Here is a 23,339-nt window from a genome sequence, read left to right as displayed (position 1 = left end):
AGCGCGCGCGTGACGGCGAATGTAGCTCTGCTTAATGATCGTGCAGAACTGTTTGCTTGTCCTTTCAGATGGTCGGCGGCATCGTTCCAGGAGCAGAGACCACGGCGCGGACGGACGGGCAAGGAGAAGCAGCGTGAACGGCATCCCCGGAAGAACCTGCGCAGGGCTGCGGGTAGGCGTACTCGCGCTCCTCTGGGGATCGACCTTCCTCTGGATCAAACTGGCCCTCGACGGGTTCACGCCCGTCCAAGTCACGCTCATCCGCTGTGCGTTGGGCGCCCTCACCCTCGCCGTGCTGCTGCTGGCCGCGCGCCGCAGGCTGCCCGGCGGCCGGGCCACCTGGGGGCACATCGCCGTCGCCGCCTTCTTCTGCAACGCCCTGCCGTTCTGCCTCTTCAGCGTGGGAGAGCAGACGGTCGAATCCGGGGTCGCGGGCGTGCTGAACGCGACGACTCCGCTGTGGTCGGTGCTCATCGGACTCGCCATCGGCACCGAACGGGGCCTGCCTCCCGTCCGCCTCGCGGGGCTCCTGCTCGGATTCGCGGGTACGACGCTGATCTTCGCGCCCTGGCAGCAGTCGGGCCTCGCGAGCTGGGGCGCGCTCGCCATCGTCGGCGCGGCGGCCAGCTACGCGACCGGATTCGCTTACATGGGGCACCATTTGGTGGGGAAGGGAATCCCCACGATCGCCCTCTCCACGGCCCAACTCCTCGCCGCCACGGGGCTGACCGCGCTGACGCTGCCGGCCGGTGGCCTGGACACGGTCCACTTCGACGCCAAGGCGCTGATCGCGGTCGTCGTCCTCGGGATCTTCGCCACCGGGATCACCTTCCACCTCACCTACCGGATCATCGCCGACGAGGGCGCCACCAACGCCGCGACGGTCGGCTATCTGCTGCCGGTGGTGTCCGTGGGGCTCGGGGCGGTCGTGCTCGACGAGGCCTTCAGTCTCCGGGTGGCCGCGGGAATGGTCGTCGTACTCGTCGGAGTGGGCATGACGCGCCGCCGGAAACGGGCGGCGCCGGTGACGGAACGGCATGGGACAGCTGAGCGGCAGACCCGGTACGCAGAACAGGACGCGATGAAATGACCGAAGTGACGGTGACGACGTCTCTGATGGCAGCGATGCCCGCCGACGCCCTCGTGATCGGCGTCGGCCAGGGCGCCAAGCGCCCCATACCGACGCCCGAGGCCGAAGCGGTCGCCGAAGTGCTCGGCGGCCCCTCGGCCGAACTCCTCGGCACCCTCGGCATGACCGGCGCCGCGGGCGAGGCGGTCAGGATCCCCGCGCCGGCCGGGTCCGGGGCCGGACTCGTGCTCGCGGTCGGGCTCGGCACGGCGGACGCCGACGGCGCGTACGACGCCGAGGCGCTGCGCCGCGCCGCGGGTGTCGCGGCACGGAAACTGGCGGGTGAGGGAAAGGTGGTGCTCGCGCTTCCGGCCGGTACGGCGCAGGCCGCGCAAGCGGTGGCGCTCGGCGGACTGCTCGGCGCGTACGCCTTCACCACGTACCGGACGAACAGTCAGGACAAGCCTCCCGTACGGGAGTTGGCGGTTCTCACCCGCCACGACGGCGCCGGGGCCGCGCTGCACCGCGCCACGGTCGTCGGCCAGGAGCTGAACCGCGCCCGCGACCTCATCAACACCCCGGCGAACGACCTGCACCCCGAGAGCTTCGCCGAAACCGTGCGGACGGTCGGCAGGGAGCATGGACTCACCGTCGAGGTGCTGGACGAACTTGCCCTCGCAGAGCGCTCGTTCGGCGGCATCCTCGGCGTCGGCCAGGGCTCGGTGAATCCGCCGCGGCTGGTGCGGATCGGCCACACACACCCTGAGGCGCGGGCGAGCATCGCCTTCGTGGGCAAGGGCATCACGTACGACTCGGGCGGCATCTCCCTCAAGCCCGTCGGCTTCAACGAGATCATGAAGCGCGACATGTCCGGCGCCGCCACCGTGTTCGCCGCCGTGACGGCCGTCGCCCGGCTCGGACTCCCGGTGGATGTCACCGGGTGGCTCGCGCTCGCGGAGAACATGCCGTCCGGGTCCGCCGTCCGCCCCGGCGACGTGCTGCGGATGTACGGCGGGAAGACCGTCGAGGTGCGCAACACCGACGCCGAGGGCCGGCTGGTCCTCGCGGACGCCCTGGTGCGGGCCGGTGAGGAGCGGCCGGACGCCGTCGTGGACGTGGCGACGCTGACCGGCGCCATGCGGATGGGGCTCGGGAACCGGCTCTTCGGGGTGATGTCGCCCGACGACGCCTTCCGCGAGCGGATCGTGGCCGCCGCCGTGCGAACCGGCGAACCGGCCTGGCCGATGCCGCTGCCGGCGGATCTGCGGGACGGCCTCGACTCGACCGTGGCCGACATCGCCAACCAGGGGGAGCGGATGGGCGGCGGGCTCGTCGCGGGCCTTTTCCTGAAGGAGTTCGTGCCGGACGGCGTCCGCTGGGCGCATCTGGACATCGCGGGACCGGCCTTCCACGAGGGTGCCCCCTACGGCTACACGCCGCAGGGCGGCACGGGGACCGCGGTCCGTACGCTCGTCGGGCTGGCGGAGGAGTTCGCCGATGGCCGCGCGTGAGCGGATCCTCCACCAGGTCGACTCCTTCACCCGGACCCCGTTCACGGGCAACCCGGCCGGAGTCGTGCTCGACGCGGAGGGCATGACGGAGGACCGGATGCTCGCGGTCGCGCGGGAGCTGAACAACTCCGAGACGGCCTTCGTGCTGCCCCCTGACGGCGCCGATCACGACGTACGCGTCCGCTTCTTCACCCCGACGACGGAGGTCCCCACCTGCGGGCACGCCACCGTGGGGGCGCACTTCGCGCGCGCCGTCGAGTACGGGCTGCCGTCGGGCCCGCTGGTCCAGAAGACCGGCACCGGGCTGCTCCAGCGGGTGGAGATCATCCGTGACGGGGAGCGGGTGCGGATCGGCATGCGCCAAGGGGAGGCGGAGTTCGGGCCCGCGCTCGACGGCAAGCAGGTGGATCTGTTGCTGCGGGCGCTGGGTGCGCGTACGGAAGATCTCGTGGACGAAGACGCTCCCGTCCAGGTCGTCTCGACCGGCCACTCCAAGGTCGTCGTGCAGGTGCGCGACCGTGCGGCGGTGGACGGCCTGCGGCCCGACCCGGCGGCGCTGACGGCGCTGAGCCGAGAGGTGGGCAGCAACGGCTTCTTCGTGTTCACGCGCGCCACCGGCGAGTCCGAACTCCTCACCTGGGCGCGGATGTTCGCCCCCGCGATCGGAATCACCGAGGACCCGGTCACCGGCAACGGGCACGGCCCGCTCGGCGCCTACCTGGTCCACCACGGCATCGTGCCCGCGCCCGCCGGACGGCTCGACTTCACCGGCAGGCAGGGCGTGGCGATGGGGCGGCCGGGCGAGGTCGACGTACGGGTCGAGGCGGGGCCCGGCGGTGCGCTCATGGTCTCGATCACGGGCGACGCGACGACGGTGTTCCGCGCGCGGCTCACCGTGTGAGGGGTCGCCGCGTGGGGGGATCGGCGCGTGGAGATCGCCGTGTGAGGGACCGCCCCCTCGCTGATCGCGATGTCCGAATCCCGCCAGCAAGAGTGCCCGCGGAGGTCCAGAGTCGAAGGTGAACCCACACCCCGAAGGACCCGCACCATGACGACCGCCAAGCCTGTGACCGCCAAGCGCACGACCGTCAAGCGCACGCCCCTCGCGACCGCCGTCGCCGACCGCGTCGCGGCCTGGGACTGGGGCGCGCTCACCGCAGAGCTCGACGAGTACGGCCACACGCTCACCGGCCCGCTGCTCACCCCCGGCGAATGCGCCGAGACCGCAGGCCTCTACGACGACACCGACCGCTTCCGCACCACCGTCGACATGACCCGGCACCGCTTCGGCTCCGGGCAGTACCGCTACTTCAGCCACGAACTTCCCGACCTGGTCCGGGAGTTGCGCGAGGCCTTCTACCCCCGGCTGCTGCCGGTGGCCCGCGACTGGGCCCAGAAGCTCGGCAAGGACGCGCCCTGGCCGGACGGCCTGGCCCAGTGGGTGGCGAGGTGCCATGCGGCCGGACAGGCCAAGTCCGCGCAGATCCTGCTCCGTTACGGACCGGGGGACTGGAACGCCCTGCACCGCGATGTCTTCGGCGACATGCTCTTCCCGCTCCAGGTCGTCGTCGGACTCGACGCCCCCGGCACCGACTTCACGGGCGGCGAGTTCCTCATGACCGAACAGCGGCCCCGCGCCCAGTCGCGCGGATACGCGAGGACCCTGCCGCAGGGGCACGGCCTGATCTTCACCACCCGCGACCGGCCCGTCGCCTCCCGCCGCGGCTGGTCGACCGCACCCATGCGGCACGGCGTGAGCACCGTCCGCTCCGGACGGCGCCGCACCCTCGGCCTGGTCTTCCACGACGCGGCATGACACGGCAGGACGCCGCATGCCACGGCCTGACGCAGGTCAACCGCGGGTTCCGTCCCAACGGTTGGCCTGTACGCTCGGATGATCCGCACCGGGCAGGCACGCAGGGGAGCCGCAGATGACCGCAGAAGACGCCGACCTCCTCATCGACACCAGCAAGCCCCACCCGGCGCGCGTCTACGACTGGCTGCTCGGCGGCAAGGACAACTACCTGGTCGACCAGCAGATGGGCGAGAAACTGCCGCCAGAGGCGCGGGCCAACGCCGCCCGCAACAGGGCCTTCATGCACCGCGCCGCCGCCTGGCTCGCGCACAGCGGCATCCGGCAGTACCTCGACATCGGCACCGGCATCCCCACCGAGCCGAACCTGCACCAGATCGTCCAGAAGATCGCCCCCGAATCCCGTGTCGTGTACGCGGACAACGACCCCATCGTGCTGCGGCACGCCGAAGCGCTGCTGGTCAGCACTCCGGAAGGGGCGACGGACTACATCCAGGCGGACGTCCGCAGCCCCGAGGCCATCCTCGACCACGCCCGCGACTTCCTGGACTTCAGCCGGCCCGTGGCCCTGTCCCTCATCGCCCTGCTGCACTTCATCACCGACGACGAGGACCCCTACGCCCTCACCCGCACCCTCGTCGACGCGCTGCCCTCCGGCAGCCTTCTTGTCCTCTCGCACGGCACCACCGACGAGCACCCCGAGCTGGTGGACTCCGTCAAGAACACCTACAAGGAGGGGCAGGTTCCGCTCAGGATGCGCCGCCGGGCGGAGATCGAGCCGTTCTTCGAGGGGCTGGAGCTCGTCGAGCCGGGCCTGGTGACCGCGACCCGCTGGTACCAGGAGCCGCTCGCCCCGAAGGACGAGCGCAGCGGCTTCTACGTGGGCGTCGCCCGCGTCCCCTAGCAGGCGCCCTGCCCCGCGCTCCGCCCTGCCCCGCGCCCCGCCCTGCGCCGCGCCTCGACCTGCCCCGCGCCCCGCCCTTCCTTACGCTGGAAGCAGAGGTGAGGAGGGCCGCATGTCCGCCGTCGCCGTGCACGAGGCCGTGCTGCGCGAGGGCCTCGCCCTGCCCTACGCGGAGGTGGGCGGCCCCTCGGGCACCCCGGTCGTCCTGGTCCACGGTTATGTGGACTCCTGGTGGACGTTCGAGCCGCTGCTGCGCCGCATGCCCTCCTCGCTGCACGTCTACGCGCCCACGCAGCGGGGCCACGGCGACGCCGACAAACCCCCGGACGGCTATCTCCCCGAGGACTTCGCCGCCGACCTCGTCGCCTTCATGGACACCGTGGGGATCGAGCGCGCCGTGCTCGTCGGCGGATCGAGCGGAGGAGTGCAGGCCCGGATCGTCGCCGGGCGCTATCCCGACCGGGTGGCCGGACTCGTGCTCCTGGGCGTTCCGGTCACGCTCGCCGACAAGCCCGCAGCCGCCGAACTCTGGGAGACCGTACGGAAGTTGACCGACCCGGTGGACCGGGCGTTCGTCGAGCGGTTCACGCTCGGCATGACGGCGGAGCCGGTCGGGCGCGGCTTCCTGGAGACCGTCGTCGAGGAGAACCTGAAGGCACCCGCCCACGTGTGGCGCCAGACACTGCGCGGCCTCCTCGAAACCGATCTGCGGGCGACCCTGGCCGGAATCCTCGTCCCCACGCTGGTCGTCTGGGGCGACCGCGACCCGATCCTGACGCGCGAGGACCAGCAGACGATCCTCGACACCGTCATCGGCGCCCGGCTGACCGTCTACGAAGGCGCGGGACACGTCGTCTACTGGGAGAGACCGGAGCGAGTGGCGCGGGACATCGCCGACTTCGCGGCCGGCGTCGGCTGACCGGCCGGACTCCGGCACACCACTCCGGCACACCACTCCGGCACGCCACGCGGCGAATCCGCGGAACGTGTGCGGGGGCCACCGGCCGCTCCGCGTGCTTCGCTGGTCGTGGGGCGGGAGCCGCCACGGGGGACGGCCTGCCACGCCCCCATGGCATCCCTCATCACTCAAGGAGCAACCGCCATGGCGATCTTCATGCATGCGTCCCTGCCGGGCGTCACCACCGACCAGTACGACGCGCTCAACGCGAAACTGCAGCAGTCGCCCGAGATCTTCGAGGGCTGTATCGCCCACGTCTGCGTCCCGAGCGATGCCGGCCTGGACATCTACGACGTCTGGGAGTCCGAGCAGCACATGCAGGCCTTCGGGGAGAAGATGATGCCCATCGCCGAATCGGTCGGCCTGTCCGGTCCCGGCGGTCAGCCCACGGTGTTCGCCGTGCACAACCACTGGGTCGCCGGAACCTGACCCCGCGCGCAGCCCCCTCCCGTGCGGGCCCGGCCCGCACGGGTCACCATGGAGACATGGAGCGGACATCCCTCGACGATGTCAGCACACCGGGACGCGTCGCCGCCGCCGACGAAGGCATCAGCGAGGAGGAGCTGGCCCTCGCCGCCCGCAACCACGGGCTGCCGCTGGAGGCCCTGCGGTACGACGTCACACCGCTGGGGCTGCACTACGTCCTGGTCCACTACGACATCCCCGCCGTCGCCACCGACACCTGGCGGCTGTCCGTCGGCGGCCGGGTCCGTACGCCCTTGGAGCTGGACCTCGACGAACTGCGGTCGCTGCCGGCCGTCACCCACCGCGTCACGATGGAGTGCGCGGGCAACGGCCGCGCCCGGCTGAGCCCGCGCCCGGTCAGCCAGCCCTGGCTCGTGGAGGCGGTGGGGACCGCCGACTGGACGGGCGTACCGCTGCGGACGGTGCTCGCGCGGGCGGGCGTCGAGGACGGCGCGGTCGAGGCCGTCTTCACGGGCGCCGACCACGGCGTCGAGCGCGGGGTCGAGCAGGACTACCGCCGCAGCCTGCCGCTCCCCGTGGAAGGCGACGTACTGCTCGCGTACGCGATGAACGGCGGCCCGCTGCCGCCCCAGCACGGCCACCCGCTGCGCCTCGTCGTCCCCGGCTGGTACGGCATGGCGCACGTGAAGTGGCTCCGCTCCGTCGAAGTCGTCGACACCCCGTTCACCGGCTTCCAGCAGGCCGTGGCGTACCGCTTCCGGCAGTCGCCCGACGACCCCGGCGAGCCCGTCACCCGCATCGCTCCGCGCGCCCTGCTGATCCCGCCGGGCTTCCCCGACTTCATGTCACGCGTACGGGTCGTGCGCCCCGGAGCCGTCCTGCTGGAGGGGCGCGCCTGGTCCGGGCACGGTCAGGTCACCCGCGTCGAGTTCAGCGCCGACGACGGCCGCACCTGGACCGACGCCGAGGTCGCCCTGCCCGGCCCGCACCCCTGGGCGTGGCAGTCCTGGCACACCACCTGGGCGGCGGCCGAAGGCCGCCACACCCTCACCGTCCGCGCCACCGACGCCGAAGGCCGCACCCAGCCCGTCGAACAGCCCTGGAACCGGGGTGGGTTCGGGAACAACCTCGTGCAGCGCGTGCCGGTCGTATGCCGCTGAAGAGCGCGCCCGGACCGCCCGCGGATCAGTCGTCCACGGCGTCCAGTACGTCACCGAGGTCCACGAACTTGAAGTTGGTGGAAGGGCGTTCGCCGTCACCGGGCGCGTCATGGCCGTCCTGCACGACGAGCAGCCCGTCCGGGTACTTCGGGCCGAGCGGGGCGGCGAGCGCGGCGGCGCCGTCGCACTCCTCCGAGCCGTCGACGCCGGAGGAGCCGGTGGAGGCGGTGGAGACGCGGAACCCGCCCTCGTACTCGTTGCCGTCCGAGGCCTCGCGGTCGTAGGCGGCGAACGTGTCGTCGCCCTGGCTCGACGCCAGGAGCAGGCCGTCGCCGTCCTTCTCGGTCACCAGCGTCAGGCCTTCGACGTCGGCGGAGACACGGGTGCCGCCGTAGCCGGGATCGACGCCCGGCGTGCACTCCTCGGTCTCCTCGTCGTATGTTCCGGGGACGCCGAACTCACGGACTTTGTCGACGAGTTGGGGCTTTCCGGTGAGGTCGGCGCGCAGCCGCCAGATGCCGACGTCCTCCTGACCGGCGTACAACGTCCCGGTCGCCGGATCGACCACCATGCCCTCGACCTGCGGGAGTTCACCGGGCTCACCGCACGGCGACCACGAAGTGCCGTTCGGCAGGCGGAAGTCGGCGGGCAGGACCAGGGTGCGGATCTTGCGGTAGCCGACCGTGCCGCCGGCGCCCGGAGTGAGTTCGAGCAGCGCGATGCCGGTGCGCTCGCGGCGGCTGACCAGGGCGTAGGAACGGCCGGTCGCCTCGTCGGTCCAGGTGGCGAGGCCGTACGCGGTGCGCTGCTCGTCGATCTCGGCCTGCGAGGAGGAGAAGACCGGCTGCGCCGCCGGGTCCGTGACGTCGGTGAGCGGGCCGCCGGGGCGGTCGCGGTCGATGCGGTAGAAGCGCAGCCGGTCGTTGCCGCGGTCGCTGGTGACGGCTAGGTCGGCGCGGCCGGTGGACAGGCGCAGGCCGTGCACGAGGTCCACGTTGTTGAACCGGCCGGGGGCGTGGTCCGGGCCCGGTGCCGCGGGCGCGGGCAGCGACTGCACCTCGCGCGCGTCCAGGTCGTACACGCGCAGGCCGCCCTGCTTGGCGGTGGCGACCACCAGGCTGTGCTCCGGGGCGGCTGCGTCGCGCCAGATCGCCGGATCGTCGGCGTCCGCGTCGCCGCCCGCCTCGTCGTCGTGCAGGACGGGGGTCTCGGCGAGCGGCGTGACGGCGGGCAGCGGGTCGGCGGCGACGGCGGGGAACGGCGCGGCGGTGGTGGCGGCGAGCGCCGCGACCGCCGTGGCGAGGGCGAGCCGGGCGCTGCGGGACGTGACCACGTGGGGGGCTCCTTCGTGTGGCGGGCAGAGAGGCACGGGGAGTGTGTGGCCCGTGCGTGAGTCCTGCCCGGCAGCGACGCGTCCTGAGCATGTGTGGGACGTGAACAGACGGAGTCACGGGGGCAGTTGACCGCCTGCCGCCTGCCGCCTGCCGCCTGCCGCCTGCCGCCTCCCACCCGTCCGCCCCCGCTGGCCGTCACCTCACAGCCGCGGCTCCAGGTGCGCCCACGGCGCCGCCTCCTCCAACTGCGCGGCCAGCGCGAGCAGCGGACCCTCGCCGCCCAGCGGGCCCACGAACTGCACGCCCAGCGGCAGGCCTTGGGGCGTGCGGTAGAGCGGCACCGACATGGCGGGGCGGCCGGTGATGTTGGCGAGCTGCGTGAACGGGTTCGGCGCCAGGTTCTCCACGACCGCCCGCCGCCACAGCCGGGTCTTGCTGAGCCGCCCCGCCATGCCCGCCTTGAGCAGCCCCGCACCGACCTTGCGGGTGAGCCACGGCGTGTCCAGCTCGCCGACCCGGACCGGCGGGCGGGCCAGCGTCGGCGTGAGCAGCACGTCGTACCGCTCGTGGAAGGCGGCCAGCCGGCGGTTGTAGGTGTTCCAGCGGGCGTGCCTGATGGTGTACTCGGTCGCGCCCATCGCGTTGCCCGCCGTGGCGATGAGCCGGGTGTCCAGCTCGAACCGGTCGTCCTCGGCGCCGGTGCGATGCCGGATCTCCGCCATGGTCGCGGCCTCCGCCACCGCGTACATCGCCATGAAGTCGTCGGCGAGCCGCACCCCGTCGATGTGCGGCTCGGCCTCCTCCACGTCATGACCGAGCCCGGTGAGCAGCTTGACGGCCAGGTCGACCGCCTCCACCGCCTCGCGCGCCACGGGGGTGCCGATGGGGGAGCGGGTGCTGACCCCGACGCGGAGCCTGCCGGGCGTGCGGCGCGCCAGTTCCGCGTACGACGTGTCGGGGCGCTCGGCGAGGAACGGGCCGCCGGGGTCGGGGCGGGTGGTCAGCGTGTCGAGCAGGGCCGCGCTGTCGCGCACCGTACGCGAGACGACACCGTGACAGGCGGCGCCGAGCAGCAGTTCGGCGTGGCCGGGACCCGCGGGCACGACGCCACGCCCCGGCTTGAGCCCGAACAGGCCGCAGCACGCGGCGGGGATGCGGATGGAGCCGCCGCCGTCGTTCGCCCCGGCCGCCGGGACGATGCCCGCGGCGACCGCGGCCGCCGAGCCGCCGGACGAACCGCCCGGCGTGTGGGCGAGGTTCCAGGGATTGCGGGTCGCGCCGTTGGCCTCGGGCTCGGTGATGCTCTTGATGCCGAACTCGGGCACATTGGTCTGGCCGAAGATCACCAGGCCCGCCTCGAGCCAGCGCCGGACCACCTCGCTGTGCTCGTCGGCGACATCGGCCTGCGTGGCGCGCGAGCCGCGTCCCGTGGGGCGTCCGGCGTACTCCTGCATCAAGTCCTTGACGAGGAACGGGACTCCGGCGAGCGGCCCGGAGAGTTCCTGCCCCGCGCGCTCGCGGGCGATGGCGTGCATCGGCCGTATGATCGCGTTGATCTTCCCGTTGACGGCCTCGGAGCGGCTGACCGCCGCTTCGAGCAGCTCGGCCGGCGTCACCTCGCCGCGGGCCACCAACTCGGCCAGACCGACCGCGTCGTACGCCCTGTAGTCGCCGTAGTCCACCGCGTACCCCCTGAGACTCGTGCAGCCATGGTCCCGTGGAGCGTAGATCGTGGACGGCCCGCCGAGGAACGGTTCGGCCGACGTGATCCGCACATCCGCGACGATCACTCCCTAGGCTGCGACCCGGCCCGGATTCCGCCGGGCCCCGATCCCGACCTCAGGAGCACACCCCGTGACCGACGCAGCACCCCGCCACCCCTACCCCGACGCCCACACCCCGGACGAGACACCCGCCCCGCACCCCCTCCTCGCGCCCGTCCTCGGCCTCCTGGGGACCTGGCGCGGCCGGGGCGAGGGGGAGTACCCGACGCTCGCCGAGAACTTCGCCTATGCGCAGGAGGTCACCTTCAGCCACGACGGCCGCCCCTTCCTGCACTACGAGGCCCGTGCCTGGCTGCTCGACGCCGACGGCGCCCCGCTGCGCCCCTCCGCGCGCGAGAGCGGCTGGTGGCGGCTGCAGCCCGACGGGCGCGTGGAGGCGCTGATCACCCAGCCCACCGGCATCGCGGAGATCTCCGTCGGCCACGCGGCCGGCAACGCCGTCGACCTCGCGACCCAGGAAGTGGCCCGCACCCCCACCGCCAAGGTGGTCGATGCCACACGCCGCCGCTACACCCTCGCCGAGGACGGCACGCTCCGCTTCCTGCACGACCTCGCGGCGGTGGGCCAGCCGCTCCAGCACCACCTCTCGGCACGGCTGCGACCGGCCCCCATTGGATGATCAAAGTGACTAGGGGTTAGCATATGAGCGCCGCCTAGCTCGAAAGATAAACCTGTGACTGTCAATGACGACTCGTTCACCAACTGGAAGCACCGCGAGGAGATCGCGGAGTCGATGATCCCGATCATCGGGAAGCTGCACCGCGAGCGGGATGTGACAATCCTGCTGCACAGCCGCTCCTTGGTGAACAAGTCGGTGGTCAGCATCCTGAAGACGCACCGATTCGCCCGGCAGATCGCCGGTGAGGAACTTTCGATCACCGAGACCCTGCCGTTCCTGCAGGCGCTCACCACGCTCGACCTGGGCCCGTCCCAGATCGACATCGGCATCCTCGCCGAGAAGCACCGCAAGGACGACCGCGGACTCTCGGTGCAGGAGTTCACCGCCGAGGCCGTCGCCGGTGCCACGGGCGCCAACAAGATCGAGTGCCGCGAGGGACGCGACGTCGTCCTCTACGGCTTCGGCCGCATCGGCCGCCTCGTCGCCCGCCTCCTCATCGAGAAGGCCGGCTCCGGCAACGGTCTGCGCCTGCGCGCGATCGTCGTCCGCGGCGGGGGCGACCGGGCCGCCGAGGACATCGTGAAGCGTGCCTCGCTGCTGCGCCGCGACTCGATCCACGGCCAGTTCCAGGGCACCATCACCGTGGACGAGGCGAACAGCACGATCGTCGCCAACGGCAACGCGATCAAGGTGATCTACGCCAACGACCCCTCCGAGGTCGACTACACGGCGTACGGCATCAAGGACGCCATCCTGATCGACAACACCGGCAAGTGGCGCGACCGCGAGGGCCTGTCCAAGCACCTGCGCCCCGGTATCGACAAGGTCGTCCTGACGGCTCCCGGCAAGGGCGACGTCCCGAACATCGTGCACGGCGTCAACCACGACACGATCAAGCCGGACGAGCAGATCCTGTCCTGCGCCTCCTGCACCACCAACGCGATCGTCCCGCCGCTGAAGGCGATGGCCGACGAGTACGGCGTGCTGCGCGGCCACGTGGAGACCGTCCACTCGTTCACGAACGACCAGAACCTCCTGGACAACTACCACAAGGCCGACCGCCGCGGCCGTTCCGCGCCGCTCAACATGGTCATCACCGAGACCGGTGCCGCCTCGGCCGTCGCCAAGGCGCTGCCCGACCTCAAGGCGCCGATCACCGGCAGCTCGATCCGCGTGCCCGTGCCGGACGTCTCGATCGCGATCCTGAGCCTGCGCCTGGGCCGTGAGACCAACCGCGACGAGGTCCTCGAGTACCTCCGCGACGTCTCGCTGCACTCGCCGCTGAAGCGCCAGATCGACTTCACCACCGCGCCCGACGCCGTCTCCATGGACTTCGTCGGCTCGCGCCACTCCTCGATCGTCGACGCGGGCGCCACCAAGGTCGACGGCGACAACGCGATCCTCTACCTCTGGTACGACAACGAGTTCGGCTACTCGTGCCAGGTGATCCGGGTCGTCCAGCACGTCTCCGGCGTGGAGTACCCGACCTACCCGGCGACGGCGGTCTGATCTCCCCGAAGCACCATCCGATCCGGTGTCCCGCGCTGCTGCGGGGCACCGGATCGGTCGTTTCCCGGACGTCCGGCCCGCGCCGCGCCTAGGGTCGCTGGCAGTGCAAGCGCTTTCTAGGGCGCTCTCCAAGGCCGAGGAGACCGGATGTCCGCCACCCCCGCCCACCTGCGTGCCGCCGTCGTCGGTACCGGCGGCATCGTCACCGGCGCCCATCTGCCCGCCCTGCGCGCCCACGCCGCCCGGATCGAGCTGAGAGCCGCCGTCGATGTCGACCCCGCCCGGCTCGACGTGTTCCGCGCCCGGGCGCGCGCCCTGGACATGCACGTCGAGGGGTACGCCGACCTCGACGCGATGCTCGACGCCGTCCGCCCCGACCTGGTCCTGATCGGTACGCCGCCGGCCCTGCACCGGGCGCAGACCGTGGCCGCCCTGAAGGCGGGCGCCTGGGTGCTGTGCGAGAAGCCGCTGTGCCTCTCGCTCGCCGAGTACGACGAGATCGCCGCCGCCGAGGAGGCATCGGGGGCGTACGCCTCGGTGGTCTTCCAGCACCGCTACGGCTCCGGCGCCGTGCACGCCCGCCGGCTGATCGCGGGCGGTGAACTCGGTACGCCGCGCGTCGCCCACTGCCAGACCACCTGGCACCGTGACAGCGACTACTACGCGGTCCCGTGGCGCGGCCGCTGGGCGAGCGAGGGCGGCGGGCCCACCATGGGGCACGGCATCCACCAGTTCGACCTGCTGCTCCATCTGCTCGGCGACTGGACCGAGATACGCGCCATGGCCGCCCGTCTCGTCCATGACACGGAGAGCGAGGACGTCTCGACGGCCCTGGTGCGCTTCGAGAGCGGCGCGCTCGCCACCGTCGTCAACAGTGTGCTCTCCCCGGACGAGGTCAGCCGCATCCGCGTCGACTGCGCCGACGCAACGGTCGAACTCACCCATCTCTACGGGTACTCCGACGACGACTGGGTCTACACCCCGGCCCCGCACGTCGACGCCGCGCGCGCCGCCGCCTGGCGCACCCCGGCCGCCGACGTGCCCAGCTCGCACGCCGCGCAGCTCGGCGCGCTCCTCGACGCGTACGGGCGGGGAGTGCGGCCACCGGGCAGCGGCCCCGACGCCCGCCGCACCCTCGAATTCGCCGCCGCGCTCTACAAGTCGGCGTTCACCGGCCGCCCGGTGTGCGCGGGCGAGATCACCGACGGCGACCCCTACCACTCGGCCATGCACGGCGGCCACCCCGACTGGAGCCCCCGCCGATGACGCTCCAGGTCACCCACACCCACGGCGAGCGGATCACGGTCGGCTCGGGCGGCGTCGAACTGCTCGGCTACGTCTACAAGCCCGACCCGGACCCCTTCGAGGCCCGCAAGCCCTACCTCCACCCGATGCGCACCCTCGCCGGACACCGGGTCTCCGGCTACCGCCCCAGCGACCACCGCTGGCACAAGGGCCTCCAGATGACCGCGAGCCATCTGTCGGGGCAGAACTTCTGGGGCGGCAACTCCTATGTCCACGGCGAGGGTTACCGGCGCCTGCCGGACCGGGTCGGCTCCATGCGGCACGACGGCTTCCCCGCGCTCGACGTCCAGGAGGACCGCCTCACCCTCGCCGAAGACCTCACCTGGACCGGGAACGGGGGAGAGGAGTGGGCCTGGGAGCGGCGCGGCATCACCGTCCACTCGGTCGACGAAGAAGCCGGCTCCTACGCCCTCGACTGGTCGATCGAGCTGACCAACACCCGTGGTGAAGCCCTGCGCTTCGGCTCGCCGACCACGGCGGGCCGCGCCATGGCCGGATACACGGGACTGCACTGGCGCGGACCGCGCGACTTCACGGGCGGTGCTGTGTTCGGTCCCGAGGGAGCCGAGGGAGCCGCCGAGCTGATGGGCACTCAGGGACCCTGGCTCGCCTTCACCTCTGAGCACGACGGCGTCGACGCGCACTCCACGCTCGTCTTCGCGCACGCCCCCGAGAACCTCGACCCGGCGCACGCGATCCACGCGTCGCACTGGTTCGTACGCTCCGAACCCATCCCCACCGTCGCGTTCTCCTGGGCGTTCCACGAGGAGTTCGAGCTGGCGCCCGGCGCGTCCTTCGGCTACCGCTACCGCGTCCTGGTCGCGGACGGAGCCTGGGACCGCGACCGCGTCGGCACCCATCTGAAGGGACTGTCATGGTGAGCCTCCCGCATCCGCTGCCCGGCGCCGTCGGCCTCTCGCACCTGACCGCCTACGCATGGGAGGCCGCCGACGGGGTCTGCGGCGGCAGCCCCCATCTGCACCTGGTGTGCACGGAGGCATACGTCGTCACCGGCGGCCGTGGTGCCGTCCAGACCCTCGGCCCCGACGGCTACCGCGAAGTACCCCTGGCGGCGGGCTCGGTGGCCTGGTTCACACCCGGCACCGTGCACCGGATGGTGCAGGGCGGCGATCTGCGGATCACCGTGCTGATGCAGAACAGCGGACTGCCCGAGGCGGGCGACGCCGTCTTCACCTTCCCGCCCGACGTGCTCGCCGATCCCGAGCGGTACGCCGCCGCGGCGCGGCTCCCCGCGAAGACGGGCCCGGAGGCGGAGGCCGCCGCCCGCAGACGCCGCGACCTGGCCGTCGAGGGATACCTGCCGCTGCGCGAAGCGCTCCGGGCCGGGGACAACGGCCCCTACCTGGAGTTCCAGCGGGCCGCCGCCCGCCTGGTCCGGGACAAGGTCGCCCGCTGGCGGGACCTGTGGCGGGCGGGCGCGCTGGCCACCGCCGAGCGCACCGGCGCCCAGCTGGACGCCCTGGAGACGGGCCGCCCCGACTACCTCGCCGAAGCGGCCTCGTACGACACCACGCCCTCACGGCACGGTGGATACGGCATGTGCGGCCGCCGTGACGAGTACGAACTGCCGGGCACCACGCTGCCGTACGGAGGTGAGTAGCCGCAGCGCCCGACGAACCGGCGCGGGGCGGTGCGTCAGAAGCCGCCGACCGGTGCGGCGGCGTGGCTGACGGGCACGGTGTGCGTGACCCAGGAGTCGCCGGTGTCGAGGTGGAGGAGGAACGCGGTCGGTTCCGGGAGGTAGTTGGGGACGCCGTCGCGCAGTGCCAGGCCGCTCTGGAGATGGGTGCTGGGGGCGACGGCCAGGGTGCTGCCGGCGAAGGCGGCGACGACGGGCCGGTGCACGTGGCCCGCGAGGACGCGGGCCACGTGGCCGTGCCGGGCGAGCACCCGGCCCAGCTCCTTGCCGTCCTCGAGGCGCATCCCGTCCAGGAAGGGGATGCCGACGGCGATCGGCGGATGGTGCAGACAGACGATTGCCGGGACCGCCGGGCGGCGGGACAGGACGTCGTCGAGCCACGCCAACTGCGCCGCCCCGAGGCGGCCGCCGCCAAAGCGGGGCACCTTCGAGTCCAGGACGACGAGGGTGAACGCGGGGAAGTCCACGGTGTAGTGGGTCTCCTTGCCGCCGTCACCCCCGCCGTCACCCCCGCCGTCAGCGCCGCGGCTGTCGCCGCCGAGGAAGCGGGTTCCGGCGAACTCGGCCAGGAGCGCGTCGGGTTCGTCGTGGTTGCCCGCCACCAGCTTCAGGGGCAGCGGGAAGCGGCGGATCACCTCGTGCAGGGCGCGATACTCCTGTGGATGGCCCTGATCCACCAGATCGCCGGTGATCACCACACAGTCGGGCCGGGGGTCGAGCGCGAGCACCCGGCCGAGTGCCCGGTGCAGCCCGGTGGCGGGATCGCCGGACAGGGGGCCGGTCGTGAGGTGCGGGTCGCTGAGGTGTGCGATGGCTGCGGTCATGCCCGAACGGTAGAGGCCTGTCGAGCTAGCCGAGTACGGCCGGCCTGAGCACCTCCTCGCACCACTGCCGGAATCCCGTGGGCGCGGTCTCGGGGGTGCTGGGAGCCGCGGCACCGTAATAGCCCCGGTCGTCGAGGGAGTCCGTCATGTCGGCGAGACCCCGCGCCCAGGCCTCGCTCGCCCCGAAGCGCACCATCGTCGCCCGGTACTCCTCGCTGGTCGTACGCCGGAGCCGCACCGGACGGTCGAGCACCTCGGACAGGACGCCCGCCATGCCCTCGGGGGAGAGGGCGTCGGGGCCGATCAGCGGGACGTCCGCCTGGCCGGTCCAGGAGCCGTCGAGCAGCAGGCGGGCGGCCTCGGCGGCGATGTCGGCGGTGGCGCAGGTGCGCAGGACGCGGTCCGGTGCCAGGGCGAGGGAGAGGGTGCCCGCCTCGCGGAGCGACGCGGCCTGGCCCAGCAGGTTCTCCATCAGGAACGGCGGACACAGCGCCCGGAAGTGCACGCCCGTGGCGGTGATCGCCTCGTCCACGGCGAGGGACGCCGAGATCGGCCCGGCGTTCCGGGCGACGCCGCGGCCCAGGGTCGAGACGTGGACCACCCGCTGCACGCCCTGGCCCGCGATCACCTCGCACACAGGATCGGTGAACGCTCGGAAGTGACCTTCGACGCTGTCCGCCCCCGGCGTCGGGGGCACAAGCCAGAACAGCCGGTCGGCGCCCGCGCACGCCTCCTTCAGGACGGCGGGGTCGGCGTGCGAACCCCGGATCACCTCCACGCGTTCGCGTATCCGCGCGGAGAGGCGCGCCGGGTCACGGGCGATCACCCGGATTGACGTGGGAGCGGCGGCGTCGAGGAGCCGGTCCAGCAGCTGTCGGCCGATCTGGCCGGTGGGCGTCGTGACGACGATCATGCACAACTCCAGGGGAGAGGAAGGCATCGGGCGATGCCCCGGTGTCGGTGGATGCCGTCGAGCCTGCCGCCGGGCGCGGCGGAACTGAAGGATCGATCGGCTCCCGGTTGTTACCCTCAGGGCAATACCGAACGGGTGATCGTGCGGTACGGGGCGTTCCGGGGGGCGTACCGGTTTGTGACGGACGAGGACGTACCAGGGGGAAGCACATGGAATCCCGTTCGCTGCGCTATTTCGTGGCCGTCGCCGAAGAGCTCAACTTCGCCCGCGCCGCCGAGCGCCTCGGTATCTCCCCGCCGCCCCTGTCCCGGGCGATCCGGCAGCTGGAGCGGGAGCTGGGCGTCACCCTCTTCGAGCGCACCACGCACAGCGTGACGCTGACGCACGCGGGGACGGTGCTTCTTGCGGAGGCCAGGATCGCCCTGGACGCCCTGCTGGCCGCGGGGCGGCGGACCCAGCGCGCGGCCTCTGCCGAGCCGAAGCTGGTCCTCGCCGTGAAGGCGGACGGGGACGCCGGCCTCCTGGAGCCGATCCTGGCCCGCCACGCCGCCGAACCGGACGCGCCGCCGGTCGTCGTCCGGCTCTGCGGCTGGAGCGAACTGCCGCGGCTGCTGAGGCAGGGCGAGGCCGACGTCGCCCTGGCTTACGAGCCCTTCGACCGCACTGGCCTGGACACCGAGACGCTGCTCGCCGAGCCCCGCGTGGTGGCCCTCGCCGCCGCGCACCCGCTCGCCGCCAAGGACTCACCGGCCCTCGCCGACCTCGGGCTGCGCCCCGGCGACGTACACCGATTCCTCGAAGAGACGCGCGGCGCGGGCCGCGACCTCGCCCAACTCCTCACGCTCGTCGCCCTCGGCGAGGTGACCCCCTTGCTGCCCGCATCCGTCGCCGCCCGCTACCCCCGGCCCGGAGTCGTCTACCGGCCGGTCAACGACGCGCCACCCGCCGCCCTCGTCGTCGCATGGCCCCAGCGGTCCCGCTCGACGGCCACCGGGGCCCTCGTCCGCACCGCCGTTTCTGTTGCCACTCCGTTAACATGATCGAACTTATGACGACTGCCCTGATCACCCGCCGTTCACCGGGAAACCCCGATATTCGGCACGAACAGCCAGCCAACTGACTAACGACTAACAAATCGGCCAAACAATTGATACCTATATCAAAGCGGTTGTTTTCGCGAAAGAACGGCGGAATTGACTTCACAGTGCTGCGTAAGCCACGGGTGATCCTGTGGGCCACGGCGAGTGTCGTGGCCCTCGGATTCCTCGTCGCGCTGGAGATCACCGTGCGCCACTACGGCGTCGCGGGGCCGCTCACCAACCAGGCGCGCGAGGTGATCTTCGCCCCCAAGTCGGGGCCGCTGCTCTACGCCAGCATGGCGCTGATGATGGTGGTGCTCACCTGGCGGGAGCGCTTTATCGCGATCGGCTTCGCGGTCGGCATCGACATCGTCTTCTTCCTCGTACGGTGGGCCGTCGACGCCAAGATGATGTTCGGCAACGGCGCGCTGTGGGTGATTCTGGGCTGTGCCGTCATAGCCGTCACGCGCCGCACCGGGGCCGAACGCGTCCTGCTCCTGAAGGGCGTCGGGCTCGGCCTGCTGCTCGTCGCGGGACGCAAGACCGGTGACGCCTGGCTGCTCATCACGTGGAAGACCCGCCCGACCGTGCTCGACCAGTACGTGGCGACGGCCGATCACGCGCTGGGCAACCCGTCGTGGGTCGTCGGAAAGGTGGTCGAGGCCACCGGCCCGATCGGCAACCACCTCCTGGACTGGGTCTACATCCAGCTCGCGGTGGCCGCGGTCGCCGTCGCCGTGTACCAGCTGCGCAACGTGGCCCGAGACCGCCGCTTCCCGGGCCACCACCTGGTGCGGACCTTCCTGGTCATCGGCCTGCTCGGCCCGGCCATCTACATGATCTACCCGGTGGTGGGCCCGATCTTCGCCTACGGTCCCGGAGCCTCCGGCACCGGCGGTCTGCAGTGGGCGGTGGCCGACCTGTGGCCGCACACGCCACCGCAGATCGGCAGCCCGCAGTCGATGCCGTACGACGACCTCACGCCCCGCAACTGCATGCCCAGCCTGCACACGGCATGGGCGACGACGATCTTCATCCACTCCCGCAAGGGCCCGCGCGGTCTGCGGATCGCGGGCGCGCTGTGGCTGCTCGCCACGCTCGGCGCGACGCTGGGCTTCGGCTACCACTACGGCGTGGACATCATCGCCGGTGTGGTGTTCGCGGTGACGATCGACGCCGCGCTGCGCGCGATGGACCGCGGCTGGGACACGTCGCATGTCCGCCTGGTCGTCTACGGCACCGTGGTCTTCGCCGCGTTCCTGCTGTCGTCCCGCTATCTGTCGGTGGAAATGGCCACGTACCCGTGGGTGTTCGGTCCGCTGCTCATTCTGGCGACGGCCTCGGTGGTCTACGGCTATATGCGGAGCACCAAGAACGAGGACGGCGAGAAGTTCGTGCCGGGCCAGCGGCAGCCGGAGCCGGCGGCCGAACTCGTGTGAGGACGGCCGTTCCGGGCTACCGCGCCAGCAGGTCCCGCAGCGCCTTCGTGACGTCGGCGGGCGCCTCCTCCGCCATGAAATGGCCGTACGGGACGGTCACATGCCGGAGGTCGCCCGCCCACGCGCCCCACAGGGCCGCCGCGTCGAAGCCGAGCGCGGCGCCCCAGTCCTGCTGAAGGACGGTCACGGGCATGGCGAGCCGGTTGTCCCCGGCCCGATCGTGCCGGTCATGTTCTACGTCGATGCCCGCCGACGCCCGGAAGTCCGCGACGACGGAGGGCACGGCCTCCCGGCAGGCGCGCAGATAGGCGGCGCGGATGCCGGCGGGGACGGCCCCGGGGTCCTTGGCCCACACGTCGAGGAAGTGCCCGAAGAACGCGTCCGGGCTCGCGGCGATCAGCTGCTCGGGCAGTCCGGGCGGCTGCGCCATCAGATACAGGTGGAAGCCGACGGCCGCCGTCGTGCCGTGCATCGCCTCCCACATGTCCAGGGTGGGCAGGACGTCGAGACAGGCCAGGTGGCTGATCGCCGCGGGGTGGTCGAGGCCCGCGCGGAAGGCCACCAGCGCGCCCCGGTCGTGCCCGGCCAGCGCGAAACGTTCGTGTCCGAGCCGCCCGGCGAGGGCGACGACGTCGCGTGCCATGGTCCGCTTGGAATAGGTGCCGGGGCCGTCCGCCGCGGGCTTGTCGCTGTCTCCGTAGCCGCGCAGGTCGGGGCAGATGACGGTGTGGTCGGCCGCGAGACCGGCGGCGACATGGCGCCACATGAGGTGCGTCTGCGGGAAGCCGTGCAGCAGGACGACCGGCGGTCCCGAGCCGCCGACGGCAGCGGCGAGAGTGACGCCCTCGGCCACCGGGACGCGGTGGTACTCGAAGCCTTCGACGGCGGGACGCGGGGCGGGGTGCATGGGAGGGCTCGTTTCGCTGGGGTGACTCGACGGGTCCAGCCTGCGGGGCCTGAATGAGCGGCCGATTAACGCGCTGTACGTTGAGGCCGAGAGTGAGGCCGGGGCGGCGGTACGGAGAGGACGGGCGGCGACGTGCGCGTGGACTTTGGGGTCCTGGGCCCCGTCGTCGCCTGGGACGGGTCGGGGACCGACGTCGCCCTCAAGGGGCCCCGGCACCGGGCGGTCCTCGCCCGGCTCGTCGTGGCGCGGCGGCACGTCGTTCCGGTGTCCCGGCTCGTGGACGACCTGTGGGAGGAGCCGCCCGCGGACGCGGTCGGCACCATCAGGACGTTCGTCGCCGGTCTGCGCCGCGCCCTCGAACCCGACCGGCCCCCCAGGGCGCCGGCCCGGCTCCTCGTCACCGAAGGTCCGGGCTACGCGCTGCGGGCGGCGCCGGACGGCGTGGACGCCTGGCGGTTCGAGCAGGCCGTCGAATCCGCCGCCGAACTGCCGCCGGCGCGGCTCGTCGCGCGGCTCACCGACGCGCTCGCGGCATGGCGCGGCCCCGCCTACGCCGACTTCGCCGACGCGCCCTGGGCCCGCGCGGAACGCACCCGCCTGACCGGGCTCCGGCTGCACGCCGTCGAGCGCCGCGCCGAGGCCCGGATCGCCCTCGGCGCCGCGGCCGAGGCGGTGCCGGACCTCGATGCGCATGTCGCGGACCACCCGTGGCGCGAGGACGCCTGGCAGCTGCTCGCGACGGCGCTCTACCGCTCGGGACGCCAGGCGGACGCGCTGTCCGTGCTCCGGCGCGCACGGCAACTCCTCGGCGAGCACCTGGGCGTGGAGCCGGGGCCGCGGCTGCACCGCCTGGAGGCGGACATGCTGCGGCACGCCGCCCATCTGGATCCGGGGCCCGGCGGTACGGCGGACCAGGTCTGGGCGCAGGCGACGGCGGCGTACGAGAAGACGGTCCCGGCACGGGCACGGACCCGTCTGGAGTCCACGGCCGGACTGATGCGCGACCTGGCCGTGACCGGCGGCGGCGGACTCGAGGCCGCCCGACGCCACCGCGTGGCCGCCGTCGCGGCAGCCGAGCAGCTGGGCGATCCGGAGCTCACGGCGCGCGTCATCGGCATCTACGACGTACCGGCGATCTGGACGCGCTCGGACGACCCGGAACAGGCCGCGTGGCTGGTGGGCGCGGCGGAACGGACGCTGCGGCTGCTGCCCGCCGGACGCCACGACCCGGCGCGCGCACGGCTGCTCGCCACCGTCGCCGTGGAGTCCCGCGGTCCGCTGCCGGGCGGCGCGGCACGGGCGTACCAGGCGGCCCGGCAGGCGGAGGCGATCGCACGGGAGCTGAACGACGCGTCGCTCCTTGCCTTCGCGTCGAACGGCGTGTTCATGCAGTCCTTCCGGCGGGCCGGGCTGGCGGCGGAGCGCGACGCGATCGGCGCCGAGGTGGTGTCCCTGGCCGCCCCCAACGACCTCGTGACCTACGAGGTGCTCGGCCATCTGATCCGCCTCCAGGCACGGTCCGCCCTGGCCGACTTCCCCGGAGCCGACGGGCACGCGGCGGCGGCGGACCACCTCGCCGCACGGCACGAACTCCCGCTCGTGTCCGTGTTCACCACGTGGTTCCGGGCGCTGCGCACCGCCGTGACCCGGCCGCCGGGGGCGGCGGAATCCGCGTACGAAGAGGCCGTTGCGGCACTGGAAGGCTGCGGAATGCCCGGACTGACGCACGGTCTGCCGCCGTTGGCCCGGCTGAGCCTGTATGTACGGAACGGTGAGCGGGACCTCGTCGGGGGCATGGACCCGGCGACCGACTGGGGTCCCTACGAACCCTGGGTGCGGCCCCTCCTGCTCGCCTCCCGAGGTGACGTCGAGGCCGCCCGCGCCGCGCTCGCGGACGTCGCGCCGCCGCCGCGCGACCTGCTGTCCGAGGGGCTCTGGAGCCTCCTCGCGCAGGCCGCGATCCTGGTGGACGACAGGGCGCTGATGCGGCGCGCGTACGCGCAGTTGGAGCCCGCGTCCGGTGAACTGGCGGGCGCGGGAAGCGGTTTGGTCGACTTCGGTCCAGTGGTGCGGCACCTGGACGCGCTGAGCGGGGCGCTGGGGACGCGCTGAGCGGGGCGCTCGG

General features: G+C 72.5%; 21 protein-coding genes. 16 read left to right on the top strand and 5 right to left on the bottom strand.

Annotated features, from left to right (window positions below):
- Positions 1-133 precede the first annotated feature (133 nt).
- From ACIBKX_RS25385 to ACIBKX_RS25350, 8 genes are all read left to right on the top strand, one after another.
- On the top strand, positions 134-1,090 hold the full coding sequence (locus tag ACIBKX_RS25385) for a DMT family transporter (RefSeq protein ID WP_363273197.1): 957 nt from the start codon (positions 134-136) through the stop codon (positions 1,088-1,090).
- Positions 1,087-2,580 (top strand): leucyl aminopeptidase, encoded by a 1,494-nt coding sequence (locus tag ACIBKX_RS25380; protein ID WP_363273196.1) that lies wholly within the window; start codon positions 1,087-1,089, stop codon positions 2,578-2,580. The genes ACIBKX_RS25385 and ACIBKX_RS25380 overlap by 4 nt, the downstream gene beginning before the upstream one ends.
- On the top strand, positions 2,567-3,481 hold the full coding sequence (locus ACIBKX_RS25375; protein ID WP_363273195.1) for a PhzF family phenazine biosynthesis isomerase: 915 nt from the start codon (positions 2,567-2,569) through the stop codon (positions 3,479-3,481). Before ACIBKX_RS25380 ends, ACIBKX_RS25375 begins: the two co-directional genes overlap by 14 nt.
- A gap of 147 nt (positions 3,482-3,628) precedes the next feature.
- A complete protein-coding gene (locus tag ACIBKX_RS25370; RefSeq protein ID WP_363273193.1) occupies positions 3,629-4,396 on the top strand; it encodes a 2OG-Fe(II) oxygenase in 768 nt (255 codons plus the stop codon).
- Between the two features lie 115 nt (positions 4,397-4,511).
- Positions 4,512-5,297: an SAM-dependent methyltransferase gene (locus ACIBKX_RS25365; RefSeq protein ID WP_363273192.1), complete on the top strand. Its 786-nt coding sequence runs from the start codon at positions 4,512-4,514 to the stop codon at positions 5,295-5,297.
- A 112-nt stretch (positions 5,298-5,409) separates the two neighbouring features.
- Positions 5,410-6,216 carry an alpha/beta hydrolase gene (locus tag ACIBKX_RS25360; protein WP_363273191.1) on the top strand — a complete coding sequence of 269 codons (807 nt, stop codon included), beginning with the start codon at positions 5,410-5,412 and terminating at the stop codon, positions 6,214-6,216.
- Between the two features lie 183 nt (positions 6,217-6,399).
- Positions 6,400-6,684 carry a hypothetical protein gene (locus tag ACIBKX_RS25355; RefSeq protein ID WP_363273190.1) on the top strand — a complete coding sequence of 95 codons (285 nt, stop codon included), beginning with the start codon at positions 6,400-6,402 and terminating at the stop codon, positions 6,682-6,684.
- A gap of 56 nt (positions 6,685-6,740) precedes the next feature.
- Positions 6,741-7,841: a sulfite oxidase gene (locus tag ACIBKX_RS25350; protein WP_363273189.1), complete on the top strand. Its 1,101-nt coding sequence runs from the start codon at positions 6,741-6,743 to the stop codon at positions 7,839-7,841.
- A gap of 25 nt (positions 7,842-7,866) precedes the next feature.
- On the opposite strand, the gene ACIBKX_RS25345 is transcribed toward ACIBKX_RS25350, so the two are convergent.
- Entirely contained in the window at positions 7,867-9,174 is a 1,308-nt protein-coding gene (locus ACIBKX_RS25345; RefSeq protein ID WP_363273188.1) for a phytase, read from the bottom strand.
- A gap of 201 nt (positions 9,175-9,375) precedes the next feature.
- Positions 9,376-10,950, bottom strand: coding sequence for an amidase family protein (locus ACIBKX_RS25340; RefSeq protein ID WP_363273187.1), 1,575 nt, complete (start codon positions 10,948-10,950; stop codon positions 9,376-9,378).
- Between the two features lie 79 nt (positions 10,951-11,029).
- Here ACIBKX_RS25340 and ACIBKX_RS25335 point away from each other — a divergent pair, with 79 nt between their 5' ends.
- The 5 genes from ACIBKX_RS25335 (at position 11,030) to ACIBKX_RS25315 (ending at position 16,013) form a co-directional block, all read left to right on the top strand.
- Positions 11,030-11,578: an FABP family protein gene (locus ACIBKX_RS25335; RefSeq protein WP_363273186.1), complete on the top strand. Its 549-nt coding sequence runs from the start codon at positions 11,030-11,032 to the stop codon at positions 11,576-11,578.
- A 54-nt stretch (positions 11,579-11,632) separates the two neighbouring features.
- On the top strand, positions 11,633-13,087 hold the full coding sequence (locus tag ACIBKX_RS25330; RefSeq protein ID WP_363273184.1) for a glyceraldehyde-3-phosphate dehydrogenase: 1,455 nt from the start codon (positions 11,633-11,635) through the stop codon (positions 13,085-13,087).
- Between the two features lie 147 nt (positions 13,088-13,234).
- Positions 13,235-14,353: a Gfo/Idh/MocA family oxidoreductase gene (locus tag ACIBKX_RS25325; RefSeq protein ID WP_363273183.1), complete on the top strand. Its 1,119-nt coding sequence runs from the start codon at positions 13,235-13,237 to the stop codon at positions 14,351-14,353.
- Positions 14,350-15,273, top strand: coding sequence for a PmoA family protein (locus ACIBKX_RS25320; protein ID WP_363273182.1), 924 nt, complete (start codon positions 14,350-14,352; stop codon positions 15,271-15,273). Before ACIBKX_RS25325 ends, ACIBKX_RS25320 begins: the two co-directional genes overlap by 4 nt.
- Positions 15,267-16,013, top strand: coding sequence for a cupin (locus ACIBKX_RS25315; protein WP_363273181.1), 747 nt, complete (start codon positions 15,267-15,269; stop codon positions 16,011-16,013). Before ACIBKX_RS25320 ends, ACIBKX_RS25315 begins: the two co-directional genes overlap by 7 nt.
- A 35-nt stretch (positions 16,014-16,048) precedes the next feature.
- Here the strand turns inward: ACIBKX_RS25315 and ACIBKX_RS25310 are convergent, their stop codons facing one another.
- Entirely contained in the window at positions 16,049-16,876 is an 828-nt protein-coding gene (locus ACIBKX_RS25310) for a metallophosphoesterase (RefSeq protein WP_363273180.1), read from the bottom strand.
- A 25-nt stretch (positions 16,877-16,901) separates the two neighbouring features.
- Positions 16,902-17,789, bottom strand: coding sequence for an NAD(P)H-binding protein (locus ACIBKX_RS25305; protein ID WP_363273179.1), 888 nt, complete (start codon positions 17,787-17,789; stop codon positions 16,902-16,904).
- Between the two features lie 209 nt (positions 17,790-17,998).
- Here ACIBKX_RS25305 and ACIBKX_RS25300 point away from each other — a divergent pair, with 209 nt between their 5' ends.
- Together ACIBKX_RS25300 and ACIBKX_RS25295 are read left to right on the top strand one after the other, a co-directional pair.
- Positions 17,999-18,829 carry a LysR family transcriptional regulator gene (locus ACIBKX_RS25300; protein WP_363273178.1) on the top strand — a complete coding sequence of 277 codons (831 nt, stop codon included), beginning with the start codon at positions 17,999-18,001 and terminating at the stop codon, positions 18,827-18,829.
- Positions 18,830-18,993: 164 nt separating this feature from the next.
- Entirely contained in the window at positions 18,994-20,307 is a 1,314-nt protein-coding gene (locus tag ACIBKX_RS25295; protein WP_363273177.1) for a phosphatase PAP2 family protein, read from the top strand.
- A 16-nt stretch (positions 20,308-20,323) separates the two neighbouring features.
- Here ACIBKX_RS25295 and ACIBKX_RS25290 read toward each other — a convergent pair whose 3' ends face one another.
- On the bottom strand, positions 20,324-21,214 hold the full coding sequence (locus ACIBKX_RS25290) for an alpha/beta hydrolase (RefSeq protein WP_363273175.1): 891 nt from the start codon (positions 21,212-21,214) through the stop codon (positions 20,324-20,326).
- A 132-nt stretch (positions 21,215-21,346) separates the two neighbouring features.
- Here ACIBKX_RS25290 and ACIBKX_RS25285 point away from each other — a divergent pair, with 132 nt between their 5' ends.
- Positions 21,347-23,326, top strand: coding sequence for a BTAD domain-containing putative transcriptional regulator (locus ACIBKX_RS25285; protein WP_363273174.1), 1,980 nt, complete (start codon positions 21,347-21,349; stop codon positions 23,324-23,326).
- Positions 23,327-23,339 lie beyond the last annotated feature (13 nt).

Origin of the sequence: Streptomyces sp. NPDC050658, from assembly GCF_044457025.1 — a bacterium.
GTDB lineage: Bacteria > Actinomycetota > Actinomycetes > Streptomycetales > Streptomycetaceae > Streptomyces.
Note: the sequence above shows the minus strand (reverse complement) of the source record. Positions and strands in the feature narration are given on the sequence as shown.